Origin of the sequence: Rhizobium sp. Leaf453, assembly GCF_001425605.1 — a bacterium.
In the GTDB taxonomy this organism is placed as follows: domain Bacteria; phylum Pseudomonadota; class Alphaproteobacteria; order Rhizobiales; family Rhizobiaceae; genus Pararhizobium.
Map to the genome: position 1 here is coordinate 1 of NZ_LMRG01000011.1, position 24,183 is coordinate 24,183.

Consider the following 24,183-nt stretch of genomic DNA (forward strand, 5'->3'; position numbering starts at 1 on the left):
CCACCATGGCCGCGCCCTCTGCCCGCGCGGCCGTCTTCGAGACAGAAACCGTTTCCGCCCCGCAACCCGTATCCTCAGCTTCGGTGCATGGCTTTAGCCCCGTTACATTTTCCCCAGAACCCCAAACTCAACCCTCAAGTCTCTCAAGAAACTCCAGAGCGAGTTCGTCGGTCGCCAGCAGCGCCGCCGCCCTCGTTGGTGAGCGGTTTATAGTCCGAGGCCTCGTTCATAGTCAACGGCTTTTTTGAAAAAAATGACAGTTTTTTGACAAAGCCTTGTAGCGCAAGGGTTTGCGGCAGTGCGAAAGTTTCAGGTGCACCGCCGAACGGGGGAAATCACAATTTCGCCCTCACTTTTTCACAATGCGGGCTCTAAACAGACCAGTGCGGATTGCGTCGTGCTTCGAAAAAGGTCGTCTCCCGCCCTCTCTATAGGGACAACGCTTTATAGAGAGGTGCATTGCGGCGGTGTTCCGCGCGTACCCGCCGTTCCGTTTGACTCGCAGGCATGAAAGATGCACATCTTCGCACAACATATCGACGCCATAATAAGAAACAGCGCGTAACCCAGGGATCCCATTCTAGTTGGCATGACCACGGACAAGACCATGATACGGTCGCTCGGCAACGAGCCCCCGATCCTTGCGGATGGACGCAGGGCACCCGACCGGCGCGAGATTTCTCTGCGCTGGCTTTCGGGCACCTTCCTGACAGGCATTACCTCGAGCCTTCTGATGGGCGTTGCCTTGTTTGCAGCGCTCGACGGCCGACAGCAGCTTGCCATCCCGGCCGAAGCCTATGCAGCGGTGATGGACCCGTCCGCCCGCGGCAGCCAGCCGACGGCCGCCGCCAAGCGCGGCAACCGCGTCCTGACGCCCAACATCGTCGCCAAGCCGTCCGACCGGACGATCATGGAAGTCTCGACGATGATCCGCGACGGCGACAAGGAAGTCGTCCGCCGCCAGCCTTTCGCGCATGTGAAGATGACGCTTGCCGCCAATCATCAGGCAGCCGAAAAATATCCCTCCTTCGACCCGCTGGCGATCTTCTCCAGTGACGAGGCGAAGGACGCCCCGCCCGTCAGCCGCACGGGCACGATCTACGGATCGGATGTCGAATCCGAGGTCGCGCTGAAGACGGTCGATTTCCCGCTCAAGGGTTCGACGCTGAAATTCGCACCGTCGATGTCGATGGACGAGGTCGAGGAAAATGTCCGCACCAACGGGTCGGTCCTGACCGACGGCAACACCCAGCTTGCCTCGCTCTTCTATGTCGATCCGCGCCGCTTCGCCTCCGATGCTTCCGACCTCGACCTGATACAGGGCCTGTCGGCCCGCGTCGTCGAGGAGAACATGACGGTTGCCGCTCCCGAGAGCACGACGGACCAGACGACCGAATATGCCGACGACGTCATTCCGGTCCGCCGGGCGACACCGATCGCCGCCGTTCTCATCAACGCCGGCTATGGCAAGGCGCAGGCCGAGGATCTCGCCGGCTATTTGCGGCCGGCGCTCGATGCGACGGACCTGCAGGAAGGCGATGTCCTGCGTATCGGCATCATCCAGAAAGGTGAGAACGAGGAAGCCAAGGTGGTGCGCGCCACCGTCTATTCGCGCGGCGCCCATGTCTTTACCATGGCGCTCGATGACACCGGCAATTTCGTCAAGGGCTACGAGCCGGCGCCGCTGGCTGCCGTTGCCAGCGCCTTTGACGATACCGGCACGCCGGCGATCAGTGCCGGCCGCGACCTGCCCCGGGTCTATGACGGCGTCTACCGTGCCGCTCTGTCCTACGGCATGAATTCCACCATGGTGGCGCAGATCATCAAGCTTCTGGCCAGCAATGTCGATTTCCAGGCCCAGTTGAAACCCACCGACAGCCTCGAAGCCTTCTTCTCTGTTGCCGACGAGAGCGGCAAGGCAACCGACGACAGCGAACTTCTCTACGTCAACGCCAAATTCGGCGATGCGCAGACGAAATTCTACCGGTTCCAGGATCCGGAAGACAATTCGATCGATTATTACAACGAGCAGGGCAAGAGCATCCGCCAGTTCCTGCTGCGCAATCCCGTACCGAACGGCACCTTCCGGTCTGGCTTCGGCATGCGCCGTCATCCGATCCTCGGCTTCTCACGCATGCATACCGGTGTCGACTGGGCAGCGCCCCGTGGCACGCCAATCATCGCAGCCGGCAATGGCGTCGTTGAAAAGGCCGGCTGGGATTCTGGCGGTTACGGCAACCAGACGCTGATCCGCCATGCCAATGGCTATGTCTCGTCCTACAATCACCAGAGCGCCATCGCCAAGGGTGTCAGCGTCGGGTCGAAGGTCGTGCAAGGTCAGGTGATCGGCTGGGTCGGCACGACCGGCCTGTCGACCGGTCCACACCTGCATTACGAACTGATCGTAAACGGCAACCGCGTCGATCCCCTGCGTATTCGCCTGCCCGGCGGCAAATCCCTTGACGGCCAGGCATTGGCACAGTTCGAGGAAGAACGCACCCGCATCGACGAATTGCTGGCCAAGGACAATGGCACGGCGGAAGTGGCCGCGGCGCAGTAACGCCACGGCCCTAGTCAGTTCCTGCTTATCGCTTGCGGTACAGGATCATGCCGCCGTGATGAAGAACCCCGTCGATGAAATCGCCATCCGCGGTAAATCCCGTATCATCCCAATATTCGATATGGTCGCCGCTCACCTCGTAACGCCCCTGATAGGCGCTCTCGCGAGTGCCGCGCGCTTCGTCATAGCGGCCGTTGGCGAGCAGTTCGTGGCGGACACGCCCATCCTTCGTCACCCAGAGGCCGACATAGGGATGCGGTTCGGTCGTTGCGTTCATCATCTTGTCCTCGATTTGGGCCATGGCGGCGCCTGTCAGCGCCGCCGCTATGGATAGGGTCGCGATGGTCCTGATCATCAGTGACCTGCCCGTGTCGGACGCACGACGATCTCGTTGACATCGACATCATCCGGCTGCTCGATCGCAAAGCGCACGGCCCGGCCGATCGCATCCGGCTGCAGCGCGATGGCGCGGTAGGTCTTCATCGCCTCGGCGGCGGCCGGATCGGTGATTGTTCCCGCCAGTTCGCTCTCGACGACACCCGGATGGATGCAGGTGACGCGGATATCGTCCCGCTCCTGCCGCAGACCATCGGAAATCGCCCGCACCGCAAACTTGGTGGCGCAGTAGACGGCGGCGGTCGGAACCACGCCAAGCGCCCCGATCGAGGCGATGTTGATCACATGGCCGGAACCGCGCTCCGTCATCTCCGGTAGGACGGCGGCAATTCCGTGAAGAACGCCCTTGATATTGACGTCGATCATCTGGTCCCATTCATCGACCTTCATCGACGCCATCAGCGACAGCGGCATGATGCCGGCATTGTTGACAATGACATCCACCTGACCGAAAGCCTGCCGTGCCGCTTCGGCAAAGGCGGCCATGTCCGCCTGATCGGTGACATCGACCCGGCGCGTTTCTACCGTGCCGCCGGCGGCGCGGATTTCTTTGGCCAGCGCATCCAGCCTGTCGGTGCGGCGCGCACCGAGCATCAGCCTGTAGCCGGGACGGCCAAGTTCACGGGCAATTCCCGCGCCGATCCCGCTGGAAGCGCCGGTGATGAGAACGGTTTTTTCGTCTGACATGATCTTTCCTTCCTGTTTCAAGCATTGTGCTTGCGGACAAGGTAAGCGCGGATCATTGTTGCGATAAGCCGCTCATTCATGACTTCGGTGGCAAGGAAAACTAACCAATGCAGCCTGACCTGAACGCCCTATCCGTTTTCGCCGTTGTCGCGGAGGAGCGCAGTTTTCGCGCCGCCGCCGACAGGCTGGGCGTGACCCGCTCTGCCGTCAGCCAGACGATCTCGAAACTGGAAGAGACGCTCGGCATCCTTCTGGTACGGCGCACGACCCGCAGCGTTGGTCTCACCGAGGAAGGGCAAAGGCTATGCGACGACATCGGCCCTGCCATCGCCGATCTGTCCACTGCCCTGTCGACGCTTGCCGACATGCGCGGCCATCCGCGCGGACAGTTGCGGCTGGCTGTCTCGTCGATTGCGGAAAATTTCCTCTCCGGTGATCTTCTGGCCGCCTTTGCCGATGCCAATCCGGATGTGCAGATCGATATCACCGTCACCGACGAGGAATTCGATATCGTCGCCGAGGGCTATGATGCCGGCGTCCGTCTTGGCGAAGTGATCGCGCAGGACATGATCGCCGTGCCGGTCTCGGGACCGCAACGGCAGCTTGCCGTCTGTGCGCCGCGCTATCTGGAAAAGACGCCGCCCCCCGCCCATCCCCGCGATCTCGTCCGGCATCGCTGCATCGGCTGGCGGCCCGGCCCGGGCATCGCGCCCTATCGCTGGGAGTTTACCGAGGATGGCAAGGATTTCAGCGTGGCGGTGGAACCGGAATTCACCACCAACGACATGCGTCTCATGGTCCGGCTTGCGCTTTCCGGCGCCGGCATCACCTGCGGCATGGAGGAGACTTTTCGTCCCCTGATCGATCAGGGCGCGCTGGTTCCGCTGCTGGAAGACTACAGCCCGCCCTTTGCCGGCTTCTACCTCTATTACCCCAACCGCCGCAACCTGACGCCGAAGCTCAGAGCTTTGCTTGACTGGGTGAAGCGCATACGGACATAGGGCGCTGAAACTCCTCGCCCCACCTCCCGTTGAAACATGGATAAACCGAGCATAAATGGAGTTGAGATCACAATCGATTTCCATTGTTGAAAGCCTGTCAGAAATGAAACGCCACGATCTCGATGATCTCGCGGCCTTTGCGATCGTCGCCGAAGAACGCAGTTTCACCCGGGCGGCGGCGCGGCTCGGCATGTCGTCGTCCGGTGTCAGCCACATGATGCGGCTGCTGGAAGCCCGGCTTGGTGTGCGACTGCTGGCCCGCACTACGCGCAGCGTCGCAACCACCGAAGCGGGCGAGCGGTTACTGGACACACTGCGTCCGGCATTTGCAGAGATCGATCGCGGATTGCAGTCGCTGGGAGAGCTTCGGGAAAAGCCGTCCGGCACGGTACGTATCACCGCCGGCAAGCATGCTGCCCTCTCGCTTGTTGCACCGATACTGCCGCGTTTTCATACAGATTATCCCGACATCAGGATCGAACTGATCGTCAGCGAGCGCCTTGACGATATCGTCGCATCACGGTTCGATGCCGGTATCCGGTTTGGCGAACGGATCGACCGGGACATGATCGGCGTCAGGATCGGGCCGGACCTTCGCGCGGCCGTCGTCGCGGCGCCGTCCTATTTTGCCCGCCGCCCTCCGCCGCTGACCCTCAAGGATCTCGCGAACCACGACTGCGTCAACTATCACATGCCGTCGGCGGGACGGCCGTATCTGTGGGAGTTCGAGGAGGATGGTCGTGACGTCGAAGTCAGCGTCAACGGCAGCTTCGTCGTCAACGATCTCGAGATGATGATCTCGGCTGCCCTTGCCGGCACCGGCCTCGTCTACCTTTTCGAGGATGTCGCCAGGGAGCATCTGGAAAGCGGGCGCCTCGTCCGGGTGCTGGAACCCTATTGCAAACCGTTTTCAGGCTATTCCATCTATTATCCGAGCCGGCGACAGATGCCGCCGGCTCTTTCGGCCTTTGTCGAAGCGCTGCGATCGAACCTGCGCGCGATGCAGGATCAGGCTGCCTCGGCAGCGGGCATCGACGCCATGTCGATCACGAACCGGTAGCGAACGTCACCCCGCTCCAGCCGTTCGAACGCCTTGCCGATATCCGCAATGGAAATCATCTCGCATTCCGGCAGGATGTTCTTGCGCGCGCAGAAATCCAGCATTTCCTGGGTCTGGCGAATGCCGCCGCTCGGCGTGCCGGCAATGCGCCGCCGCCCCATGATCAGGCGCAGATTGTTGAACTTCGGCGTATCGACCAGCGAGCCGGCGATCACCAGCGTTCCGTCAGCGTCCAAGAGATCGAGATAAGGCCCGAGGTCATGTTCATAGGGCACGGTGTCGATGATCACGTCGAAGGCGAAAGCCGCCGATGCCATCTGCTCCGGCGAAGTCGACAGCAACACCTTGTCGGCGCCCAGTTGATGTGCGGTATCAACCTTCCCTTCCGAGCGAGTGAGCACGGTAACTTCGGCACCGAGAGCCGAGGCAAATTTCACCGCAAGATGGCCAAGGCCGCCGAGCCCGATCACGCCGACCCGGCTGCCCGGGCCGACATTCCAGTTTCGCAGCGGCGAATAGACGGTGATACCGGCGCAAAGCAGCGGCCCGGCACGCGACAGGTCCAGTCCATCCGGCATGCGCAGCAAGAAGTCTTCGCGCGCCACGATATAGTTGGAATAACCCCCATAGGTGATGTCGCCGGATATCCGGTCCTGGCCGTTATAGGTGACGGTCACGCCTTCCCGGCACATCTGTTCCTCGTGGCGACGGCATTGCTCGCAAGCCATGCAACTATCGACGATCGTGCCGATCGCGACATTGTCGCCGACCTTGAAACGCGAGACATCGCTACCAACAGCGGAAACCCGGCCGACGATTTCGTGCCCCGGCACCACGGGATAGACCGAAAAGCCCCAGTCGTTGCGGGCCATGTGCAGGTCCGTGTGGCAGACGCCACAATAGAGGATGTCGATCGCAACATCATCGGCGCGAAGGGCGCGACGCTCGAACGAAAAGGGTTGTAACGGCGTGTTCGCATCGGTAGCGGCATATCCGGAGGTTTTCAATGGCTCATCCTTGCAAGGCTGGTGAAGATCGCGTCGGGTGCGCAGACCGCACCTGCTGCTGATATGGTTCCGCGATTGCCTGCGATTAGTGCCCTGTTCCGGGATGCGCTTATGATCTGGGCTCAGTAATCCCGACCCTCACGTCCAAACGGCTGACCTGCCGGGGCAAACAAGGACAAGCCCGCCCGCTCATCACGAAACCGTGCCCTCATGTGTTTGCCGCCGCCATTGGTTGCCGGCCGAAAACGCGCTAAGTTTCCACGCAGTTCACGATCGAATTCGGGAAGGAGATCAGCATGCCTGACATTCGTTTCGAGCGCAGAACACTGCTCGCCGCCGGCGCCACCTTTGCCGTGGCCGGATTTGCAGGCTTTACAGTGCCCACCCGCGCCGCCGAGGTCGCGGCAACGCCGACTATGCGCGGCGGCGCCAATAATTACATGCCCGATGCACCGATCGTCGAGCGCATCGGCGGTGGTGGTTTCTGGATGTCGGGCACGGTGCGTCGCGCCGGCGACGGTGCTCCGCTGGAAGGCCGGCGCATCCAGATTTGGGCGCATACGACCGAAGGCAGCGAACGGGACTGGCACAGCCACGGCGCCACATTGACGGATGCCACGGGGGCCTTCCGGCTGGAAATGCCGCAGATCGTCCCGGCACTCGGCCAGGCGCATGCGCACCTCGTCTATGACAGCGGCGAATACGAGACCGTTTTCCTACGCCCCCTGCTGTCGAGCCCGAAGGACACCAGCCTGGAAGCCCATTTCGTCCTGCAGCCGGCCTGACCCCGACTTGATGCACACGATCCGCGCGATGCTGATCTGGACCGGCCTGGCACTTGCGCTGGCCCTCCCGCTGACCTTGGCCGCGACCAGCGAATATCTGGCATGGCGCGACCCGGTCTATATCGTCGCCGGCTTCGCAGGCATCGTGGCGCTTTGCTTTACCTCGGTGCAGCCCCTGCTCGCACGCGGTTGGTTGCCCGGCCTGCCGCTACCGCGCGGCCGTCCTGTTCACCACATCATCGGCATTCTGCTGGTCGCGGCGGTTGTCATTCACGTCGCCGGCCTGTGGATCACCAGCCCGCCCGACATCATCGATGCCTTACTGTTGCGCGCGCCGACCCCGTTTTCACTCTGGGGCGTCGCAGCCATGTGGGCGCTCTTCGCCGCCGCATTGCTCGCCGCCTTCCGGCGTCGCCTCCCGCCGCGTACCTGGCGAACCGTCCACATGATCCTCGTCTCCATCGTCGTGCTCGGCGGCGCAATCCACGCCATGCTGATCGAAGGCACGATGGAGATGACATCGAAAGCCCTGCTCTGTGCTCTGGCCATCGCCGCGACGGCAGCAGCAGTGGCAACCCCTTGGCTGCTGCAAAAACGGCGGGTGGCAGGAAGAAAATGAGCTGCCCAAAACAAAACCGCCCGCGACATCACTATCCCAGGCGGTTCGGTATGGATTTCAAAGCCGGCCCCACCGTTCAGTCATGGGGCCGGTACCAGCTATTGAGGCTGGCGGCGGATTTGGCCGTCAGGCTGCGGCCTTCGCCGCGCTATCTCGCAGCTTGAAGTTCAGCCGGTCGGAACCGGAGAACGCCTTGATCGTCGAGCCATCAGGGAAATTGCCCTGCAGAATCTGCTCGGCAAGCGGGTCCTGGACATATTTCTGAACGGCCCGCTTCAACGGACGCGCGCCATAGGCCGGATCGTAGCCCTTGTCGGCGAGGAAGGCGCGAGCCTCGTCGTCGAGTTCGAGCGTGATCTTGCGATCAGCCAGCAACTGCTTCAGGCGTGCCAGCTGGATATCGACAATCGCCCCCATCTCGCCGCGCTTCAGGCGGTGGAACAGGATGATCTCGTCGACACGGTTGAGGAATTCGGGGCGGAAATGGCCGCGCACCACATCCATCACCTGATCGCGCACCTGGTCGCTGTCATCGTTCTCGCCAAGCTGGGACAGGTATTCAGCCCCGAGATTGGAGGTCATGATGATCATCGTGTTGCGGAAATCGACGGTACGGCCCTGACCATCGGTCAGACGGCCATCGTCCAGAACCTGCAGAAGCACGTTGAATACATCCGGATGCGCCTTCTCGATCTCATCGAACAAGACGACCTGATAGGGCTTGCGCCGCACCGCTTCGGTCAGCGCGCCGCCTTCCTCATAGCCGACATAGCCGGGAGGTGCGCCGATCAGCCGGGATACGGAGTGCTTCTCCATATATTCCGACATATCCATGCGCACGAGCGCGGTATCGTCGTCGAACAGGAAGCGTGCGAGCGCCTTGGTCAGCTCGGTCTTGCCCACGCCGGTCGGCCCGAGGAAGATAAACGAGCCGATCGGACGGTTTGGATCCTGCAGGCCGGCACGCGAGCGGCGAACCGCACGCGACACGGCCTGAACCGCATCGCCCTGGCCGACGACCCATTTGCCGAGCTCGTCTTCCATGCGCAACAGCTTGTCACGCTGGCCCTCGAGCATCTTTTCCACCGGAATACCGGTCCAGCGGGAAACGACATGGGCGATGTTGTCGGGCGTCACGACCTCCTGCACCATCGGGTTCAGCGCCGAATTGTCCTGGCTTTCGGATGCCTCCAGCTCCTTTTCGAGCTTCGGGATCACGCCATAGGCGAGCTCCCCTGCCCGCTGGAATTCACCCTTGCGCTGGGCGATCGCCAGTTCGTTGCGGGCTTCGTCGAGCTGCTTCTTCAGATCCGCAGCCAGACCGAGCTTGGATTTTTCCGCCTGCCAGCGCGCCGTCAGCGCGTCGGCCTGCTCTTCCAGTCCGGTCAGGTCCAGCTCAAGTTTTTCCAGCCGGTCCTTGGAGGCACGGTCGGTTTCCTTCTTCAGGGCCTCTCGCTCGATCTTCAGCTGCATGATGCGGCGGTCGAGTTCGTCCAGTTCCTCGGGCTTGGAATCCACCTGCATGCGCAGCCGCGATGCGGCTTCGTCCATCAGGTCGATCGCCTTGTCCGGCAGGAACCGGTCGGTGATGTAGCGGTTTGAAAGCGTCGCAGCGGCAACAAGAGCCGAATCGGAAATCCGGACCTTGTGGTGCTGTTCGTACTTTTCCTTCAAGCCGCGCAGGATCGAGATCGTGTCCTCGACATTCGGCTCGTTGACCATGACAGGCTGGAACCGGCGGGCCAGAGCCGCATCCTTTTCCACATGCTTGCGATACTCATCGAGCGTGGTCGCGCCGACGCAGTGCAGTTCGCCGCGTGCGAGTGCTGGTTTCAGGAGGTTCGACGCATCCATGGCGCCATCCGCCTTGCCGGCACCGACCAGCGTGTGCATCTCGTCGATGAACAGGATGATTTCGCCGGCTTCGGCCTGAACCTCGGACAGGATCGCCTTCAGCCGTTCCTCGAATTCACCGCGAAACTTCGCACCGGCGATCAGCGCGCCCATGTCGAGCGCCATCAGCTTCTTATCCTTGAGGCTTTCCGGCACATCGCCGTTGATGATGCGCAGTGCTAAGCCCTCGGCGATCGCCGTCTTGCCGACGCCGGGTTCACCGATCAGGACCGGATTGTTCTTGGTGCGGCGCGACAGAACCTGGATCGTGCGGCGAATTTCGTCGTCACGACCGATCACCGGGTCGAGCTTGCCGTCGCGGGCATCCGCCGTCAGGTCGCGCGCATATTTCTTCAGTGCGTCGAAGCCGGCTTCGGCATTGGCGCCATCAGCCGTGCGGCCCTTGCGAATGTCGTTGATCACCTGGTTGAGCTTGGCCGCCGTCAGACCTGCCTTCGACAGGATGCCGGAGGTTGCCGCCGAGGTTTCGATGATCAGCGCCTGCAGCAGTCGTTCGACGGTGACGAAACTGTCGCCCGCCTTCTTGGCAGCCTCTTCGGCCGTGGTGAACACCTTGGCAAGCGGCTGCGACAGCGAGATCGAACCATTGCCACCAGACACTTTCGGAAGTTTGGCCAGCGCGCTGTCATTGGCGAGCTTCGCATCCTTGGCGCTGCCGCCGGCTCGATCGATCAGCGATGCCGCCATGCCCTGGTCGTCATCGAGCAGAACTTTCAGCACATGTTCGGGAACGAATTGCGGATGGCCCTGGGCCAGCGCGTAGGTCTGGGCGGATTGGAGAAAACCGCGCACGCGTTCGGAGTATTTTTCAATATTCATCAGTCTACCTCCTGAATCGGTCAGCCCTTATCCGGCACTGCCGATGGTTGGATTGAGGCCCCCTGAAAAGGCAGGCCCGTCTGCGATCGGCCGGCACCCTGTATGCCACAGGACCGGCCGCTTGGTGAGAATATGGGAGCAGAATTTTGTAAATTAAAGGGGTTTAAGACCGTATCCGAGAAATAGAAATGTGGCGCGGCGCATACGAGATTTCCGATCTTGCACCGGCCCCGGCATGCGGCCTATAACGGCCCCACTCACCACGGACCCGGTGCAATTCCGGGTGGCTCTTCTGGCCGCCGATCCGCCAGACAACGCACACCTGCATGACCTCATAGAACCGCGCCATCGCGCGCTTGGCCATGCGTTGCGAGACTCACTCCATGTCCTTGTCCTCCCTCCGCAGGGATTGGTCCGCCAATCCCATCCGCGAAATGCTTGCGGGCGCCGTCGCGACCTTCGCGCTCATCCCGGAAGTCATCGCCTTTTCATTCGTCGCCGGCGTCGATCCGGAGGTCGGCCTGTTCGCCTCCTTCATCATCGGCATCGTCATCGCATTTACCGGCGGCCGCCCGGCGATGATCTCGGCCGCAGCCGGCTCGGTGGCACTCGTCGCCGCACCGCTCGTCCATTCCCATGGCTTGAGCTACCTGCTTGCCGCCGGCCTGCTGGCGGGCATCATCCAGATCGTCTTCGGCCTCCTGCGGCTCGGTGTGCTGATGCGGTTCGTGTCGAAATCCGTCCGGACCGGTTTCGTCAATGCACTGGCGATCCTGATCTTTGCCGCACAGCTGCCACATATCATCGGCGGAGACTGGATGTCCTATGCCATGCTGGCCGCCGGCCTTGCCATCATCTATCTCGCGCCGAAAGTCACGACAGCCATCCCCTCGCCGCTGATCTGTATCCTCATCCTCACCATCGCCGCCGTCGCGCTCAATCTGCCGGTCCTGACCGTCGCCGATCTCGGCAAACTGCCGGATTCGCTGCCTGTCTTCGGCTGGCCGAATGTTCCGCTGACACTGGAAACACTGCAGATCATCGCCGCCCCCGCCGTTGCCATCGCCATGGTCGGCCTGCTCGAATCCATGATGACGGCGAGTGTCGTCGATGATCTGACGGATACGCCAAGCTCCAAGAACCGCGAATGCACGGGTCTCGGCATCGCCAATGCTGCTGCCAGCCTGTTCGGTGGCATTGCCGGCTGTGGCATGATCGGCCAGACGGTCTCCAACGTGAAATATGGCGGGCGCGGCCGGCTCTCGACCCTGTTTGCCGGCGCCCTGCTGCTGATCCTGATGGTTCTGCTGAAACCATGGGTATCGCAGGTCCCCGTGGCCGCACTTGTCGCGATCATGGTTATGGTTTCGATCGACACCTTCGACTGGTCGTCGCTACGCACCCTCGTCACGCACCCCCGAATGTCGAGCGCCGTCATGCTGGTGACCGTCATCGTCACCGTGTTCAGTGCCAACCTCGCGCTGGGCGTCACCGTCGGCGTTCTGCTGAGCGGCGTGTTCTTCACCTTCAAGGTCGCCCGGCTGATGCGGGTGGAGGTCGAAACAGATGTGGCCGCCGCAAAACGCACCTATCGCGTTTCCGGCCAGATCTTCTTCGCCTCCGCCGACGCCTTCATCGAATCCTTCACACTCGACGAGACCGATGGCACGCGGGTTCTCATCGATGTCTCTCAGGCGCATTTCTGGGATATCACCGCAGTCGCGGCATTGGAAAAGGTCGTCCAGCGCTTCAAGGCCAATGGCATTCCCGCCGATGTGAGCGGTCTCAACGAAGCCAGTTCCACCCTGATCGGCAGCCTCGACAACGGGCTGTCGTTGAAAGAGGTTTGAACGGAAGGCCCCGGTGGCTCTTTACCTCCGGGGCCTTCAATCATTTGATCAAATTGGTTCGGCCGCGCTCGCCCCCGGCCGGCTCGCGGCCTGCCCCCGTGCCGTCCACAAAACCAAACCCGTCACGCAAAGCAGCGATACCTCCGCCACCGGGGTCGCAAACCAGATGCCGCGCTCCCCGAAAATGCGGGACAACACAAGAACGAGCGGCATGGTGAAAAGATAGGGCTTCGTGAGCCCAAGGATCGCAGCCTTGCCCGCATCCCCGATCGCCTGGAAATAACTGCCGACCATCATCAGCGGACCGGACAGGAGATAAAGCGCCATAATGACCGGGATGATCCGCGCCACCTCGCCGACGACGCCTGCATCATCGACAAAGACTAAACCGATCGGCGCTGCGAGACCGATCAACACGGCTTCGACGCAGAGGCAGTAGACCAGCGCGACAATGATGGCCAGCCGTAGCCCGCCACGTGCCCGCCCCCAATCCCCTGCCCCGGCGCTGTTGCCGACAATCGCCTGCATCGCCTGGCTCATGCCGAGCAGCGGCAGATAGGCGAATGTCATGATGCGGGTGATGATGCCATAGGCGGAAACGACCGTATCGTAGCGGGCGCCGGCCACCATCTGCAGCGACCCGATCACCGTTGCGGAAACCAGCGCCAGACCGATAAAGCCGAGGCTTTGCGGCGCACCGAGCGCCAGCATCCGCCCCCACTGCGCAAACAGATTGGCACCGCCCGACAGACGAAGCCGCAACGGCGTTCGCCCGGACACGCGAAAGACGACCAGCACGCCAAGCGCCAGAACCTGCGCCAGCGCCGTTCCCCCGGCAGACCCAGCAACGCCCCAGCCGAGACCGGCAATCAGCAGGTAATTCAACGCCATGTTTGCCAGCGAAACCACAAGGCTCAGCGCTGCCATCAGCCCCGCCTTGCCTTCGCAGCGCAAGGCATCGGCATTCACGGACAGCAGGAATTGGACTGGGCAGGAATAGACCATGATCGACAGGTAAACATGGGCAAGCTGAGCCAGATGTGGATCGCCATTGGCCACGAGCCGAACGAGGCTTTCGCCAAAGCCGGCAAACAGGACGATCGCAGCGAGGCTGATTGCCAGCGCCAGTCCCTGCGCCGCCATGAAGGTCTGCTGCGCCTCGGCAAACCGCCCTGCCCCGAGATGTCGGGCAAGCACGCTGGCCATGCCGCTGGCCACCAAGGTCGCAAACGCTACCAGCAGCATGAAGACGGGAAAGACGATGGTCACGGCACCAACGGCGTCCGGCCCGACAAAGATCCCGAGAAAAACGGCATCGACGACGGTCAATAGACCGTTCATGCTCATCACGAAGATGATTGGCAGTGCCGTACGGATGAAGATCGCACCCAGCGGCGCGGTCAGATAGGCATTCTGGCTGGAAGCGGCTTGCGGCATCCTGCTCTCCTCAACATCGCATTTCGCATCAGGGAGGGGGCTCGCATTACCCACCGCACGAAATGCATCGAGGGCGAGAGGATCGTCAAGGTCGGACTTTCACCAGGACTGACGTCCGCGAGCGGCAGGTATCCGGAAACCTTGGCCAGCACCTACAGGCAAGCACAAGAAGGGTCAAGCCCGAAGGCAGCGTCCTGAAATGCAAACCCCGGCCGCACGAAGCGCGCCGGGTTTTGTCGTGAGTTCAACGAGAGCCGCGATCGGCACCCCGTCCGGCTTATTCGCCAGCAGCCTCGGCCAGAGCCGGCTTGTCGCCACCCTCTTCACCCGAAGCGGCAGCCTCATCACCACCGGCTTCGCCGCGGCGCGGCTGGCGGCGGGGGCGCGGAGCAGTGCGGCGACGCGTCGGGGCGCGGCCGGTCGGTGCTTCCTCTTCCAGCGAAACTTCGGCGGGCGTGCCTTCGATCACCGGCTGCGGACCCGAGCCGTCGATGACGGGCTGCGGTGCAAGGTCGGGGCGCGGCTGAACCTGCTCTGCGCGCGGGTGGCGCGGGCGGTCCTGATGACGCTGGCGCTCCTGGCGCGGCGGGCGTTCACCCTCCGGCTGGGCCTGGCGCTCCGGATCCTGCTGGCGTTCACCCTCCGGCTGGCGGTGCTGCCGCTGCTGGCGCTCCGCCTGCTGATGGTGCCGCTGCTGCTGCTCGACCTGCTGGTCCTGGCCGCCCGAGTTTTCCTCGGTATCGCCCTGATCCATATCGTCGTCGCGCTCGTTGCCGTCGCGGTCCTGATAGTCGTTACGGTCGTTGTAGTCGCTGCGGTCGTCGCGCTGGAAGCGTTCCTGCATCTGCGCCTGGGCGCTGGCAATGATGCGGTTGTAGTGCTCGGCGTGCTGGAGATAGTTCTCCGCCACGACCCGGTCACCTGAACTCTGCGCGTCACGGGCAAGCGTCGCGTATTTTTCGGCGATGTGCTGTGCGGTACCGCGGATCTTCACGTCCGGACCGGAACTGTCATAGGTCCGGGTCAGCGGGTTGGAGCCCTTCCGGTTATGATTGTTGTTATTGTTGCCACCGCCATTGTTGTTATTGTTGTTGGTATTGTTATTACGCCCACGGCCGCGCTTGTTCTGCTGTCCTGGCCTCATCGTTCACTCACCTGGATTCCATTGATATTGATGATCTTGTGGCTTCGTGGCCCGCCAGAAATTCTTCAAGAGAATTCCGGATCAGCCAGACACGCGCCGCGACCCAACCGTCTCATGACGGTACCGTCGCTGGTTAAAGTCAAATTAACAGGTACCCGCACCAGGCACTGTCGAACCTTAGCAACTCTTTTGTGAGAGCAATCCCTGCGGCTAGGTCTGACCGGAACGAATCTCAGATCTTAGACCTTTTGCCCAGTGCGTAAGGTTGAACCTAGCCCGCTTCCTCGTTGATTCCAAGCCTTTTCTTCACGGTCTCTAAAAAGAACCTGCCATTTTCCGCCTGTTTTGTGGCGTTAGAGTACCATGTCGAACACGATCGCCCTGTCATTTCCGCCGAGATCGCGGACCCGGTCGATTGCCCGGAAACCATGATCGGTGAAAAGCTGTCCGACGATCTGCATCTGGTCATAGCCGATCTCGACGCCGACGACACCGCCGGGGGCCAGATGCGCGGCGGCGCCGGCTGCGAGCGTGCGGTAGGCATCCAGCCCGTCGGCGCCACCATCCAGCGCCAGCGCCGGATCATGGTCCTTTACTTCAGGCGCCAGGGACGCGACCACATCAGTCCTTATATAGGGTGGATTCGACACAATGATGTCAAACACGCCTTCAATTCGCTCGAACCAGTCGCTTTCGATGCCGATGAACCGTCCACCCAGCCCGTTGCGTTCCGCATTGGCGCGCGCCATATCCACTGCACCCGCAGCCAGATCCGAGCCGACGCCGGTCGCCTCCGGCACCGCGCTGAGCAGCGCCAGGCAGATCGCCCCGGTCCCGGTGCCGAGATCGATGATCCGGCACGATCCCTTCTCGGCCACGATCCTGCGAGCGATCGGAAGCAGGCCCTCGACGATCATTTCCGAATCCGGCCGTGGCTCCAGCGTGTCCTTCGACATGCCGAGCGTCAGGCCATAGAACTCGCGCCATCCCAGGATACGATAGACCGGCTCATGTGCCGCGCGGCGGGCGATGGCGTCGCGGATGCGCTGCGCATCTTCAACAGACACCGGCTCGCTGCCCCGCGTCATGAAGGCCACGGACGGCAGGTCGAGCAGGCCGCTGATCAGCACCCGCGCATCCAGCGCCGCCTCGCCGATATGCGCCTGCAGGAACCGGGCCTTTGCCTCGGCAAACAGGCTGTCGAGCGTATCGATCATCCCTGCATCTCGCCGAGCTGCGCCAGCTGATCCGCCTGATAATCGGCCAGCAGCGCATCCACCACCTCGTCGATCTCGCCCATCATCATCCGGTCGATCTTGTAGAGCGTCAGATTGATGCGGTGATCGGTGACGCGCCCCTGCGGAAAATTGTAGGTGCGGATACGCTCGGACCGGTCGCCTGAGCCGACCTGGCTCTTGCGCGAGGCGGAGCGCTCGCTGTCGGCCTTTTGCCGCTCCATGTCGTAGAGCCGAGAGCGCAGAACCTGCATGGCCTTGGCGCGGTTCTGATGCTGTGATTTTTCCGACGAGGTAACGACGATGCCGGTCGGCAGATGGGTGATGCGCACCGCCGAGTCCGTCGTATTGACGTGCTGGCCGCCGGCGCCCGAGGAGCGCATCGTGTCGATGCGGATATCCTCGTTGCGGATCTCGATATCGATGTCTTCCGCCTCCGGCAAAACCGCTACGGTCGCCGCAGACGTGTGAATGCGCCCCTGCGTTTCCGTGTCCGGCACGCGCTGCACCCGGTGAACGCCGGATTCGAATTTCAGCTTCGAGAAGACACCGCGTCCGGTGACATTGGCGATGATTTCCTTGTAGCCGCCGGCGTCCCCGTCGCTCGCCGACAACACCTCGACCTTCCAGCCCTTGTCGGATGCATAGCGCTCGTACATGCGGAAGAGATCGCCGGCAAACAGCGCCGCCTCCGACCCGCCGGTCCCGGCCCGGATTTCCAGGATGGCGCTCTTCTCGTCGGCCGCGTCCTTCGGCAGGAGCAGGATCTGCATGTCCTTTTCCAGCGCCTCGATGCGCTCCTCGATCTCAGGCTTTTCCATCTCCGCAAGATCGCGCATCTCGCGATCGGTCGTCCTGTCGGCCAGCAGCGCCTCGACATCGGCAAGCTCGGCCTGCGCTTTCTCATAGGCCCGGATCTTGGTCACCACCGGCTGCAGCTCGGAATATTCCGATGCCAACTTCACATAAACATCCGCAGCCGGCCCCTCGGCCATGCGCGCCTCGATCTCACCGAAACGGCGCTCCAGCTCGCGCATTTTTTCAACAGGAAGTGTGGCCAATGTCTGCTCCGTTGGACGTGCCGCTTCGCGCGTCCGTCCTTCATTCTGTCCGAGTTTGCGGAGGCTTCCCTCCCTCTGTCACTGACGTGACATCTCCCCCTCAAGGGGGGAGATCATTCTTTTCCCTATCTACATTAAAGTCAGGGACGCGCAATCGTTGGCGGCTCATCTCCTCCTTCAGGGGGAGATGTCGGCGTCGCCTACAGAGGCGGCTTAGCTGTAGCGTCGCTAAACCGGCACCCCATGCTCTGCCGCGAACGCCACCAGCTTCTCCCGCAGCGGCGTCAGGTCCTTGTGGTCGTCCAGCGCCGCATGCAGCATAGTCGCGAGCTTGTCGACATCCAACCCGAGCAGCATCGCCTTGACCGGGCCGACCGCCGTCGGCGACATCGAGACGGAGCGGAAACCAATCCCCAACAACGCCATGGCCGAGAGCGGCTTCGACGCCATCTCGCCGCACAGCGTCACGGACGTTTCGTTGCGGTCACCGGCCCGGATGATGTCGCGCAGGATGCGCAGGAACGGCCGGCCGAGCACGTCGAACCGGTCCGAAACGCGGGCATTGCCGCGATCGACGGCCATGGCAAACTGGAACAGGTCGTTGGAGCCGACCGAGACGAAGTCCACTTCGTTCATCAACTCGTCGAGCTGCCAGAGCAGCGCCGGCACTTCCAGCATGGCGCCGAACTGCAGCTTGCGCGGCAATTGCTCGCCCACCTTCGACTGGCGCTGGATTTCCTTCTGCAGGAGCTCGCGCACGATGCGCAGTTCGGAAACCTCCGTCACCATCGGCAGCATGATGCGCAGCTCCTGGCCGGCGGATGCCCGAAGCATCGCTCTCAGCTGGGTGCGCAGCAGGCCGGGACGGTCGAGCGACAGGCGGATCGCCCGCCAGCCGAGCGCCGGGTTTTCCTCTTCCGCCGCGCGGAAATAGGGCACGACCTTGTCGCCGCCGATATCGAGCGTGCGGAAAGTCACTGGCTTGCCGGCCGCCTGCTTGATAACGTTGCGGTAGAAGGCTTCCTGCTCTTCCATCTTCGGCATGGTCGAGGCGATCATGAACTGCAACTCGGTGCGGAACAGGCCGATGCCTTCCGCGCCGGACTCGGCAAGCTGCGGCAGGTCGACCAGAAGGCCGGCATTCATCTGCAGCTTGATCCGCTTGCCGTCCTTGGTGACGGGATCGACGCCGCGCAGCGCCCGGAATTGCGCCTGCCGGCGGGCGCGCAGCCGAACCTTTTCCTCGTAGGCCCGCTGCAGATCAGCCATCGGCCGCAGATGCACCTTGCCATCGTCGCCGTCGATGATGATGGCATCGCGGTTTTCCGCAAGCGCCACGGCACCCGCCGCCTGCCCGACCACGGGAATGCCCATTGCCCTGGCGACGATCACCACATGGCTCGTTACCGCGCCTTCTTCCAGCACCAGGCCACGCACGTTCTCGCGCGGATAATCCAGCAGTTCGGCAGCGCCCATGGCGCGGGCGACAACGATGGCGTCCGTCGGAAAATCCGTCGCCGAAAGCTTGGCGCCGTAGCCGGTCAATTGCCGCAGCAGCCGGTTGGCGAGGTCGTCGAAATCGTGCATGCGCTCGCGCAGGTACGGGTCCGTCAGCCGGATCATCCGCGCCTTGGTCTCGCTCTGCACGCGCTCGACAGCGGCTTCCGCCGTCAGGCCGTTGCGGATCGCCTCTTCCAGCTTGCGCACCCAGCCGCGGTCATGCGCGAACATCCGGTAGGCTTCCAGCACGGCGCGATGCTCGCCTTCCATCGACACGTCACGGCGCGACAGCATGTCGTCGATCGAGATGCGCAGGCTTCCGAGTGACTCCGCCAGACGGCCAAGCTCGTGGTCGGTATCGTCGTTCAAAAGATTGGTGACGACGATGCGCGGTTCGTGCAGCACGACATAACCAAGGCCGATGCCTTCGCCGAAACTGTTGCCCTCGATCGTCACGGGGCGCGACAGGTCGAGATCCAGCCCCGGGCGGGTCAGCTTCTTCAGTTCTCCGGTCGCGACCATCTCGGCGAGCACCATCGCCGTCGTTTCCATCGCCTCGACCTCGTCGTCGCGATAGGTGCGGCTCGCCTTGTTCTGCACGACGAGAACGCCGAGCGAACGGCCGGTGCGCAGGATCGGAACACCGAGGAACGAATGATAGATCTCTTCGCCGGTCTCCGGCAGATAGGTGAAGGCCGGATGCGCCTGCGCGTCGGAGAGATTGAGCGGCCGTGCAGAAGCGGCGATCGTGCCGACGAGGCCCTGCCCCATCTGCAGTTGCGCGAGGTGGACGGCGTCCTTGTTCAGACCTTCTGTGGCATAGAGTTCGAGCACGCCGTCGGAGCGCAGCACGTAGACCGAGCACACTTCCGCGACCATGTTCTGCGCGATCTGGCGAACAATCTGGTCAAGTCGCTCCTGCGGCTCGAGCGGTTCCGCCATCAGTTCGCGCAACCGCTTGAGAAGGACGCGTGGACCCGCAGAGAGGTCTCTCATCGCGCAACGTCTCCGTATCTGAAATCATCAAGGGCAGATAGCGACCGGCCCGGCGTTTTCAAGCGCCGGATGACGACCGCGACTGCGTCGCTTAACTCTTATCCAGACCGTAGACGGAATGCAAAGTACGAACGGCCAATTCGGCATAGGCACCGTCGATCAGGATGGAAATCTTGATTTCCGAGGTCGTGATCGCCTTGATGTTGATGCCTTTTTCAGCAAGTGCGCGGAAAGCGGACGCGGCCACGCCGGCATGGCTGCGCATGCCGATGCCGATGACCGAGACCTTCACCAGGCCCGATTCGTTCTGGATGACGTCGAAGCCGATCTTTTCCTTGGATTCATTGAGGACCTTCAGGGCCTTGTCGACATCGCTGGAGGGGACTGTGAAGGTCATGTCGGTCTTCGATCCGTCCTCGGAAATGTTCTGGACGATCATGTCGACATTGATGTGGCTTTCGGCGAGCGGTCCGAAGATCGCGGCCGAAACGCCGGGCCGGTCGGCCAGGCGCCGCAGCGAAATCTGTGCTTCATCCTTGGCATAGGCGATGCCGGTGACGACTTCCTGTTCCACGATCTCTTCCTCATCACAAATCAGCGTACCGGGGGGATTGAAGAAATCGCCCATGCCCGGTGCATCGGGGTCTTCGAAACTGGAGCGCACGAAGGTGCGGACCTTGAATACCATGGCAAGCTCGACCGAGCGGACCTGCAGGACCTTGGCGCCGAGCGATGCCATTTCCAGCATTTCCTCGAACGCGATCTTCTTGAGGCGCTTGGCCTTCGGTTCGATGCGCGGATCGGTCGTGTAGACGCCGTCGACGTCGGTATAGATATCGCAACGATCCGCCTTCACTGCGGCTGCGATCGCCACCGCCGACGTATCGGAACCGCCACGGCCGAGCGTCGCGATCCGGTTGTCCGGGCCAAGACCCTGGAAGCCGGCAATGACGGCCACCTGGCCTTCGCCGAAGCGGCGAATCAGCTCCGTGCCGTCGATATCGAGAATGCGCGCCGCGCCATGGGCGTTGTCGGTCTTGATCGGGATCTGCCAGCCCTGCCAGGAGCGGGCATTGATGCCGATATTCTGCAGCGCGATCGCCAGCAGACCGGATGTCACCTGCTCGCCGGAAGCGACAACGGCATCATATTCGCGCGCGTCATGCATCGGCGAAGCGTCGCGCGTCCAGGCAACCAGTTCGTTGGTCTTGCCGGACATGGCGGAGACGACAACGGCGACCTCATGGCCCGCATCGACTTCACGTTTCACATGGCGGGCCACATTCCTGATGCGATCCATATCCGCGACGGACGTGCCGCCGAATTTCATCACGATGCGTGCCATATGCTATCCACCGGTATTGCCATGCCGCGCGGGTCCGCGCCAGTCGAAGAAGTTGGCGGTCTCTTAGCGAAATTGAGGACGGGGTGCAATGGCGCAACACGCAGGAAACGGCGGCGCGACACCGCCGTCCTGCGGGTGAGAAAAGATGCAAAGGGGTCGGTGGTACAAACGCCCTCATTCCCACGGTAATCGCATGAGGAAAAGTCCCTGCGGCCCGTCAGCTATCCCCGATAGGGGACAGCTGATTGCATCGAGTAGGGCAGTGATATTGCGATGCTGCGATTGCATTGATTTTCAGCGAATGCTCGCGGAGCGAGGACCTATGCTCACGCCCGCCCCAGTCCAAACCCTAGTCCACTATAATAAAGTCGGCATTCGTAATGGTCGGCGTCGTGGTGAGCTGTGCAAAGCAGATGCTCTTGCCGGACCCGGTGCCGTCAGCATCGTAATACAGATAACCCCTATCGATCTCGTAGATGATGCGGTCGTCGCTGTCTGCGGCTGCACCCGACCAGTTAGCGCGGAATGCGGCGGCCGAAAGTGCCTCACCCGCTGCGAATTCGGTGAAGACATCATTGTCCAGTACCATCTTGTCGATCGAGACGACGAAATCGAAGATCGTGTCGATACTGGAGACGCCAATCCTAGTGTCGATGAGGAACTTGTCTGCGCCCGATCCACCATAGAGATAGTCTCTGCCAGCGCCACCGGCGAGCGTGTCGTTGCCATCTTGGCCATGGAGTTGGTCATGGCTGTCGTAGCCGCGCAAGGTGTTCGCTTTGCTGTCCCCATAAAGTTGGTCGTAATAGGCACTGCCAAAGATGTTTTCAAAGTTGTAGAAGCTGTCGCCCTCGGCATCGCCGCCCGCCGCGGTTCCCGCCGCCAGATCGATTTTCACCGCGCTGGTGGACGCGCGGTAGTCCAGAGAGTCGATTCCGTTGCCGCCATCGAGCTCGTCGCCGCCGTACCCTCCGGAGATCGTGTCGTTGCCGCGATATCCGTTGAGCGTGTTGTAAGCACCGTTGCCGATGATTGTATCATTATAGGCACTGCCCCGAACATCCTCGATCGAACGATATGAGTCCTTATCCGCCCAGCCGCCCCTGCCCAAGCCGGTCTGCAGGTTGACGACGACGGTAGATAGGCCGCGGGAATAGTCGATCATGTCGATTCCCTGTCCGCCGGTGACCTTGTCGATCTGCCCGCCGGCAAAGACAAGGTCGTCACCCTGTCCGAGGTCGATCGTGCTCGTCGCTGCGAGGCCCTGACCGGCAATGCCGACATCGACGATATCGTCGCCGGAATATCCGTAGAGAGTGTCGTTGCCATCGCCGTCGGAGATCAGGTCGTCGCCGCCTCCCGCATTGATCACATCATTACCGTCACCACCGTATAGATCGTCGCCGCCGCCCATTCCATAGATGATGTCGTTGCCGGTGCCGCCGAAAATCAGATTGCCGATATAGCCACCCCGCAATTCGTCATCGCCGCCGGCGCCGTCGATCGTGTTGTATTCGTTGCCCAAGCCGAGCTGGATGGCGTCATAGACGTCTTTCGTCGATATTCCCGTGAAACTTCCCATGATAGCCCTCTAATGGAGATGGATCTCAAAAACCCCAGCTCAGAAAACTACAGGACAAGCAACATTCAGGCAAGTCGCACCTAAAGGAGCCTCTACTTCCTGAATTTACATGATAGCCGCGCACTACCAAAGCATAAATGTCAACCTTCGCAGCCATCGAGCAGACGAGAAAGATATGAATACAGCATGAATATTATCGCTATCTCTATTCGGTTTCGTCTCGCTTCTTTTCAGGACGGCGCATTTCCCGCTTCTTTTGCTCGTACATGTTGCGATCATGGCAGCACTTTTCAGAGGTGATCCATCGCCCTACCTCTGTGCCGACCGAAGCGGAATAAGGCCATGCCGGGTGGGCCGGACTAGCGCCCTGCGACAACGCCATCACCTCGCTGAACTACAGCACGCCGCCTACCGGGATGGTCTGTTCCAGTTGCCGCCCCCTCACCCCCGATACCCCGGCGCCTCCCGGTCCAGCACCCGGCGCACACTCTCAAGATGTATGTGCGCACTCTCCGGATCGCCCTCGCGCATCTGCCGGGCCGCCGCAGACGCTACTTCGTCGGATACCGGGCCTTATTCATCCGTATCAGGCCTTGCAAATTATGACGGATCCGCAAGCCGCAAAGATCATCACATCGATAGATCCCGCGCGGATTCAATACACCCACTTGCCGAGCAAAAGCGGGTTCAGTTCAGTGTCTCGACCGGCCTATGTCTCGCTAGCCCGTACGCTGGAACCTCCACATCCTCATCATCAACTCTTTTGACGAAGCTGTATTCATCTTCCGAAACGTATATGCGAGCGTCTTCATAGTTGTCAGATGCAAATATGACGTCCTTGTCATGTAGGGAGTACACCTCGAACAAGCCGTTAAAATCCTCCCAAACGAAGCATATGTCTGGCGGGGATGGCCCGTAGAATGCCCAAATTTCTATCCACTTGACGGGTTTGTCCCGGTTTGCGTCCAACTGCAGATTCCTTTTTCCAAAACGTCACGACTGTTGCCAGAAATGGCGCGTCTCGTCTTACAGACGACATCAAAAATCCAAAATAACAGGAGTAGCCCATCAAGCATCAGGGGCGATAATGCTGGTCCCGTTTCCGGCGAGAAAGCCTGATCCGCAAGAAGACAGCAATCGCACTGAGGCTCGCACAAGCTGCCCAATAGACGGCCGGGGTGTTTG

At 61.6% G+C, this 24,183-nt stretch carries 18 protein-coding genes and 1 other annotated feature; of the genes, 6 read left to right on the forward strand and 12 right to left on the reverse strand.

Going from position 1 to position 24,183, the window contains the following annotated elements:
- Positions 1–589: 589 nt before the first annotated feature.
- The gene (locus ASG68_RS13245; RefSeq protein ID WP_062581502.1) at positions 590–2,560 is read left to right on the forward strand and encodes a M23 family metallopeptidase; all 1,971 of its coding nucleotides are present in this window, start codon (positions 590–592) and stop codon (positions 2,558–2,560) included.
- A 25-nt stretch (positions 2,561–2,585) separates the two neighbouring features.
- On the opposite strand, the gene ASG68_RS13250 is transcribed toward ASG68_RS13245, so the two are convergent.
- A complete protein-coding gene (locus ASG68_RS13250) occupies positions 2,586–2,861 on the reverse strand; it encodes an Atu4866 domain-containing protein (protein ID WP_244484229.1) in 276 nt (91 codons plus the stop codon).
- A 53-nt stretch (positions 2,862–2,914) separates the two neighbouring features.
- Positions 2,915–3,643, reverse strand: a complete 729-nt coding sequence (locus ASG68_RS13255) for an SDR family oxidoreductase (protein WP_062581504.1) — start codon at positions 3,641–3,643, stop codon at positions 2,915–2,917.
- A 107-nt stretch (positions 3,644–3,750) separates the two neighbouring features.
- Between ASG68_RS13255 and ASG68_RS13260 the strand changes: the two genes are divergently transcribed.
- Together ASG68_RS13260 and ASG68_RS13265 are read left to right on the forward strand one after the other, a co-directional pair.
- Positions 3,751–4,644 carry a LysR family transcriptional regulator gene (locus ASG68_RS13260; protein ID WP_062581506.1) on the forward strand — a complete coding sequence of 298 codons (894 nt, stop codon included), beginning with the start codon at positions 3,751–3,753 and terminating at the stop codon, positions 4,642–4,644.
- A gap of 103 nt (positions 4,645–4,747) precedes the next feature.
- A complete protein-coding gene (locus ASG68_RS13265; protein WP_062581508.1) occupies positions 4,748–5,704 on the forward strand; it encodes a LysR family transcriptional regulator in 957 nt (318 codons plus the stop codon).
- On the opposite strand, the gene ASG68_RS13270 is transcribed toward ASG68_RS13265, so the two are convergent.
- On the reverse strand, positions 5,653–6,711 hold the full coding sequence (locus tag ASG68_RS13270; RefSeq protein ID WP_062581510.1) for an NAD(P)-dependent alcohol dehydrogenase: 1,059 nt from the start codon (positions 6,709–6,711) through the stop codon (positions 5,653–5,655). The genes ASG68_RS13265 and ASG68_RS13270 overlap by 52 nt on opposite strands.
- 296 nt (positions 6,712–7,007) lie before the next feature.
- On the opposite strand from ASG68_RS13270, the gene ASG68_RS13275 reads away from it, so the two are divergent.
- Positions 7,008–7,496, forward strand: a complete 489-nt coding sequence (locus ASG68_RS13275) for a hypothetical protein (protein WP_062581512.1) — start codon at positions 7,008–7,010, stop codon at positions 7,494–7,496.
- Between the two features lie 10 nt (positions 7,497–7,506).
- Complete coding sequence (locus tag ASG68_RS13280; RefSeq protein WP_062581635.1) at positions 7,507–8,115, forward strand: ferric reductase-like transmembrane domain-containing protein; 609 nt, start codon at positions 7,507–7,509, stop codon at positions 8,113–8,115.
- A 126-nt stretch (positions 8,116–8,241) separates the two neighbouring features.
- On the opposite strand, the gene clpB is transcribed toward ASG68_RS13280, so the two are convergent.
- Positions 8,242–10,848, reverse strand: coding sequence for an ATP-dependent chaperone ClpB (gene clpB, locus ASG68_RS13285; RefSeq protein ID WP_062581514.1), 2,607 nt, complete (start codon positions 10,846–10,848; stop codon positions 8,242–8,244).
- Positions 10,849–11,109: 261 nt separating this feature from the next.
- Positions 11,110–11,165 (forward strand) — a sequence feature (sul1 is cis-regulatory element that is thought to sense ions involved in sulfur or methionine metabolism; They are found in Alphaproteobacteria).
- A 66-nt stretch (positions 11,166–11,231) separates the two neighbouring features.
- Between clpB and ASG68_RS13290 the strand changes: the two genes are divergently transcribed.
- Positions 11,232–12,698, forward strand: a complete 1,467-nt coding sequence (locus ASG68_RS13290; RefSeq protein ID WP_062581516.1) for a SulP family inorganic anion transporter — start codon at positions 11,232–11,234, stop codon at positions 12,696–12,698.
- Between the two features lie 48 nt (positions 12,699–12,746).
- Here the strand turns inward: ASG68_RS13290 and ASG68_RS13295 are convergent, their stop codons facing one another.
- The 8 genes from ASG68_RS13295 to ASG68_RS13330 all read right to left on the reverse strand — a co-directional run bounded on the left by ASG68_RS13295 (position 12,747) and on the right by ASG68_RS13330 (position 23,967).
- Entirely contained in the window at positions 12,747–14,135 is a 1,389-nt protein-coding gene (locus tag ASG68_RS13295; RefSeq protein ID WP_062581518.1) for an MATE family efflux transporter, read from the reverse strand.
- Between the two features lie 277 nt (positions 14,136–14,412).
- On the reverse strand, positions 14,413–15,279 hold the full coding sequence (locus ASG68_RS13300) for a DUF4167 domain-containing protein (RefSeq protein WP_062581520.1): 867 nt from the start codon (positions 15,277–15,279) through the stop codon (positions 14,413–14,415).
- A gap of 353 nt (positions 15,280–15,632) precedes the next feature.
- The gene (prmC, locus tag ASG68_RS13305; protein WP_062581522.1) at positions 15,633–16,496 is read right to left on the reverse strand and encodes a peptide chain release factor N(5)-glutamine methyltransferase; all 864 of its coding nucleotides are present in this window, start codon (positions 16,494–16,496) and stop codon (positions 15,633–15,635) included.
- On the reverse strand, positions 16,493–17,575 hold the full coding sequence (gene prfA, locus ASG68_RS13310) for a peptide chain release factor 1 (RefSeq protein WP_062581524.1): 1,083 nt from the start codon (positions 17,573–17,575) through the stop codon (positions 16,493–16,495). The genes prmC and prfA overlap by 4 nt, the downstream gene beginning before the upstream one ends.
- A gap of 228 nt (positions 17,576–17,803) precedes the next feature.
- On the reverse strand, positions 17,804–20,071 hold the full coding sequence (gene ptsP, locus ASG68_RS13315) for a phosphoenolpyruvate--protein phosphotransferase (RefSeq protein WP_062581526.1): 2,268 nt from the start codon (positions 20,069–20,071) through the stop codon (positions 17,804–17,806).
- Positions 20,072–20,162: 91 nt separating this feature from the next.
- On the reverse strand, positions 20,163–21,416 hold the full coding sequence (locus tag ASG68_RS13320) for an aspartate kinase (RefSeq protein WP_062581529.1): 1,254 nt from the start codon (positions 21,414–21,416) through the stop codon (positions 20,163–20,165).
- Positions 21,417–21,765: 349 nt separating this feature from the next.
- Positions 21,766–22,998 carry a calcium-binding protein gene (locus tag ASG68_RS13325; protein WP_062609867.1) on the reverse strand — a complete coding sequence of 411 codons (1,233 nt, stop codon included), beginning with the start codon at positions 22,996–22,998 and terminating at the stop codon, positions 21,766–21,768.
- A gap of 687 nt (positions 22,999–23,685) precedes the next feature.
- The gene (locus ASG68_RS13330) at positions 23,686–23,967 is read right to left on the reverse strand and encodes a hypothetical protein (RefSeq protein WP_062581533.1); all 282 of its coding nucleotides are present in this window, start codon (positions 23,965–23,967) and stop codon (positions 23,686–23,688) included.
- Positions 23,968–24,183: the final 216 nt, after the last annotated feature.

Bases quoted from the DNA above. Each gene is read 5' to 3' on its own strand.
- ASG68_RS13245 (WP_062581502.1), top strand. From the start codon at position 590: ATGACCACGGACAAGACCATGATACGGTCGCTCGGCAACGAGCCCCCG.
- ASG68_RS13250 (WP_244484229.1), bottom strand. From the start codon at position 2,861: ATGGCCCAAATCGAGGACAAGATGATGAACGCAACGACCGAACCGCAT.
- ASG68_RS13255 (WP_062581504.1), bottom strand. From the start codon at position 3,643: ATGTCAGACGAAAAAACCGTTCTCATCACCGGCGCTTCCAGCGGGATC.
- ASG68_RS13260 (WP_062581506.1), top strand. From the start codon at position 3,751: ATGCAGCCTGACCTGAACGCCCTATCCGTTTTCGCCGTTGTCGCGGAG.
- ASG68_RS13265 (WP_062581508.1), top strand. From the start codon at position 4,748: ATGAAACGCCACGATCTCGATGATCTCGCGGCCTTTGCGATCGTCGCC.
- ASG68_RS13275 (WP_062581512.1), top strand. From the start codon at position 7,008: ATGCCTGACATTCGTTTCGAGCGCAGAACACTGCTCGCCGCCGGCGCC.
- ASG68_RS13280 (WP_062581635.1), top strand. From the start codon at position 7,507: ATGCACACGATCCGCGCGATGCTGATCTGGACCGGCCTGGCACTTGCG.
- clpB (WP_062581514.1), bottom strand. From the start codon at position 10,848: ATGAATATTGAAAAATACTCCGAACGCGTGCGCGGTTTTCTCCAATCC.
- ASG68_RS13290 (WP_062581516.1), top strand. From the start codon at position 11,232: ATGTCCTTGTCCTCCCTCCGCAGGGATTGGTCCGCCAATCCCATCCGC.
- ASG68_RS13295 (WP_062581518.1), bottom strand. From the start codon at position 14,135: ATGCCGCAAGCCGCTTCCAGCCAGAATGCCTATCTGACCGCGCCGCTG.
- ASG68_RS13300 (WP_062581520.1), bottom strand. From the start codon at position 15,279: ATGAGGCCAGGACAGCAGAACAAGCGCGGCCGTGGGCGTAATAACAAT.
- prmC (WP_062581522.1), bottom strand. From the start codon at position 16,496: ATGATCGATACGCTCGACAGCCTGTTTGCCGAGGCAAAGGCCCGGTTC.
- ptsP (WP_062581526.1), bottom strand. From the start codon at position 20,071: ATGAGAGACCTCTCTGCGGGTCCACGCGTCCTTCTCAAGCGGTTGCGC.
- ASG68_RS13320 (WP_062581529.1), bottom strand. From the start codon at position 21,416: ATGGCACGCATCGTGATGAAATTCGGCGGCACGTCCGTCGCGGATATG.
- ASG68_RS13325 (WP_062609867.1), bottom strand. From the start codon at position 22,998: ATGGGAAGTTTCACGGGAATATCGACGAAAGACGTCTATGACGCCATC.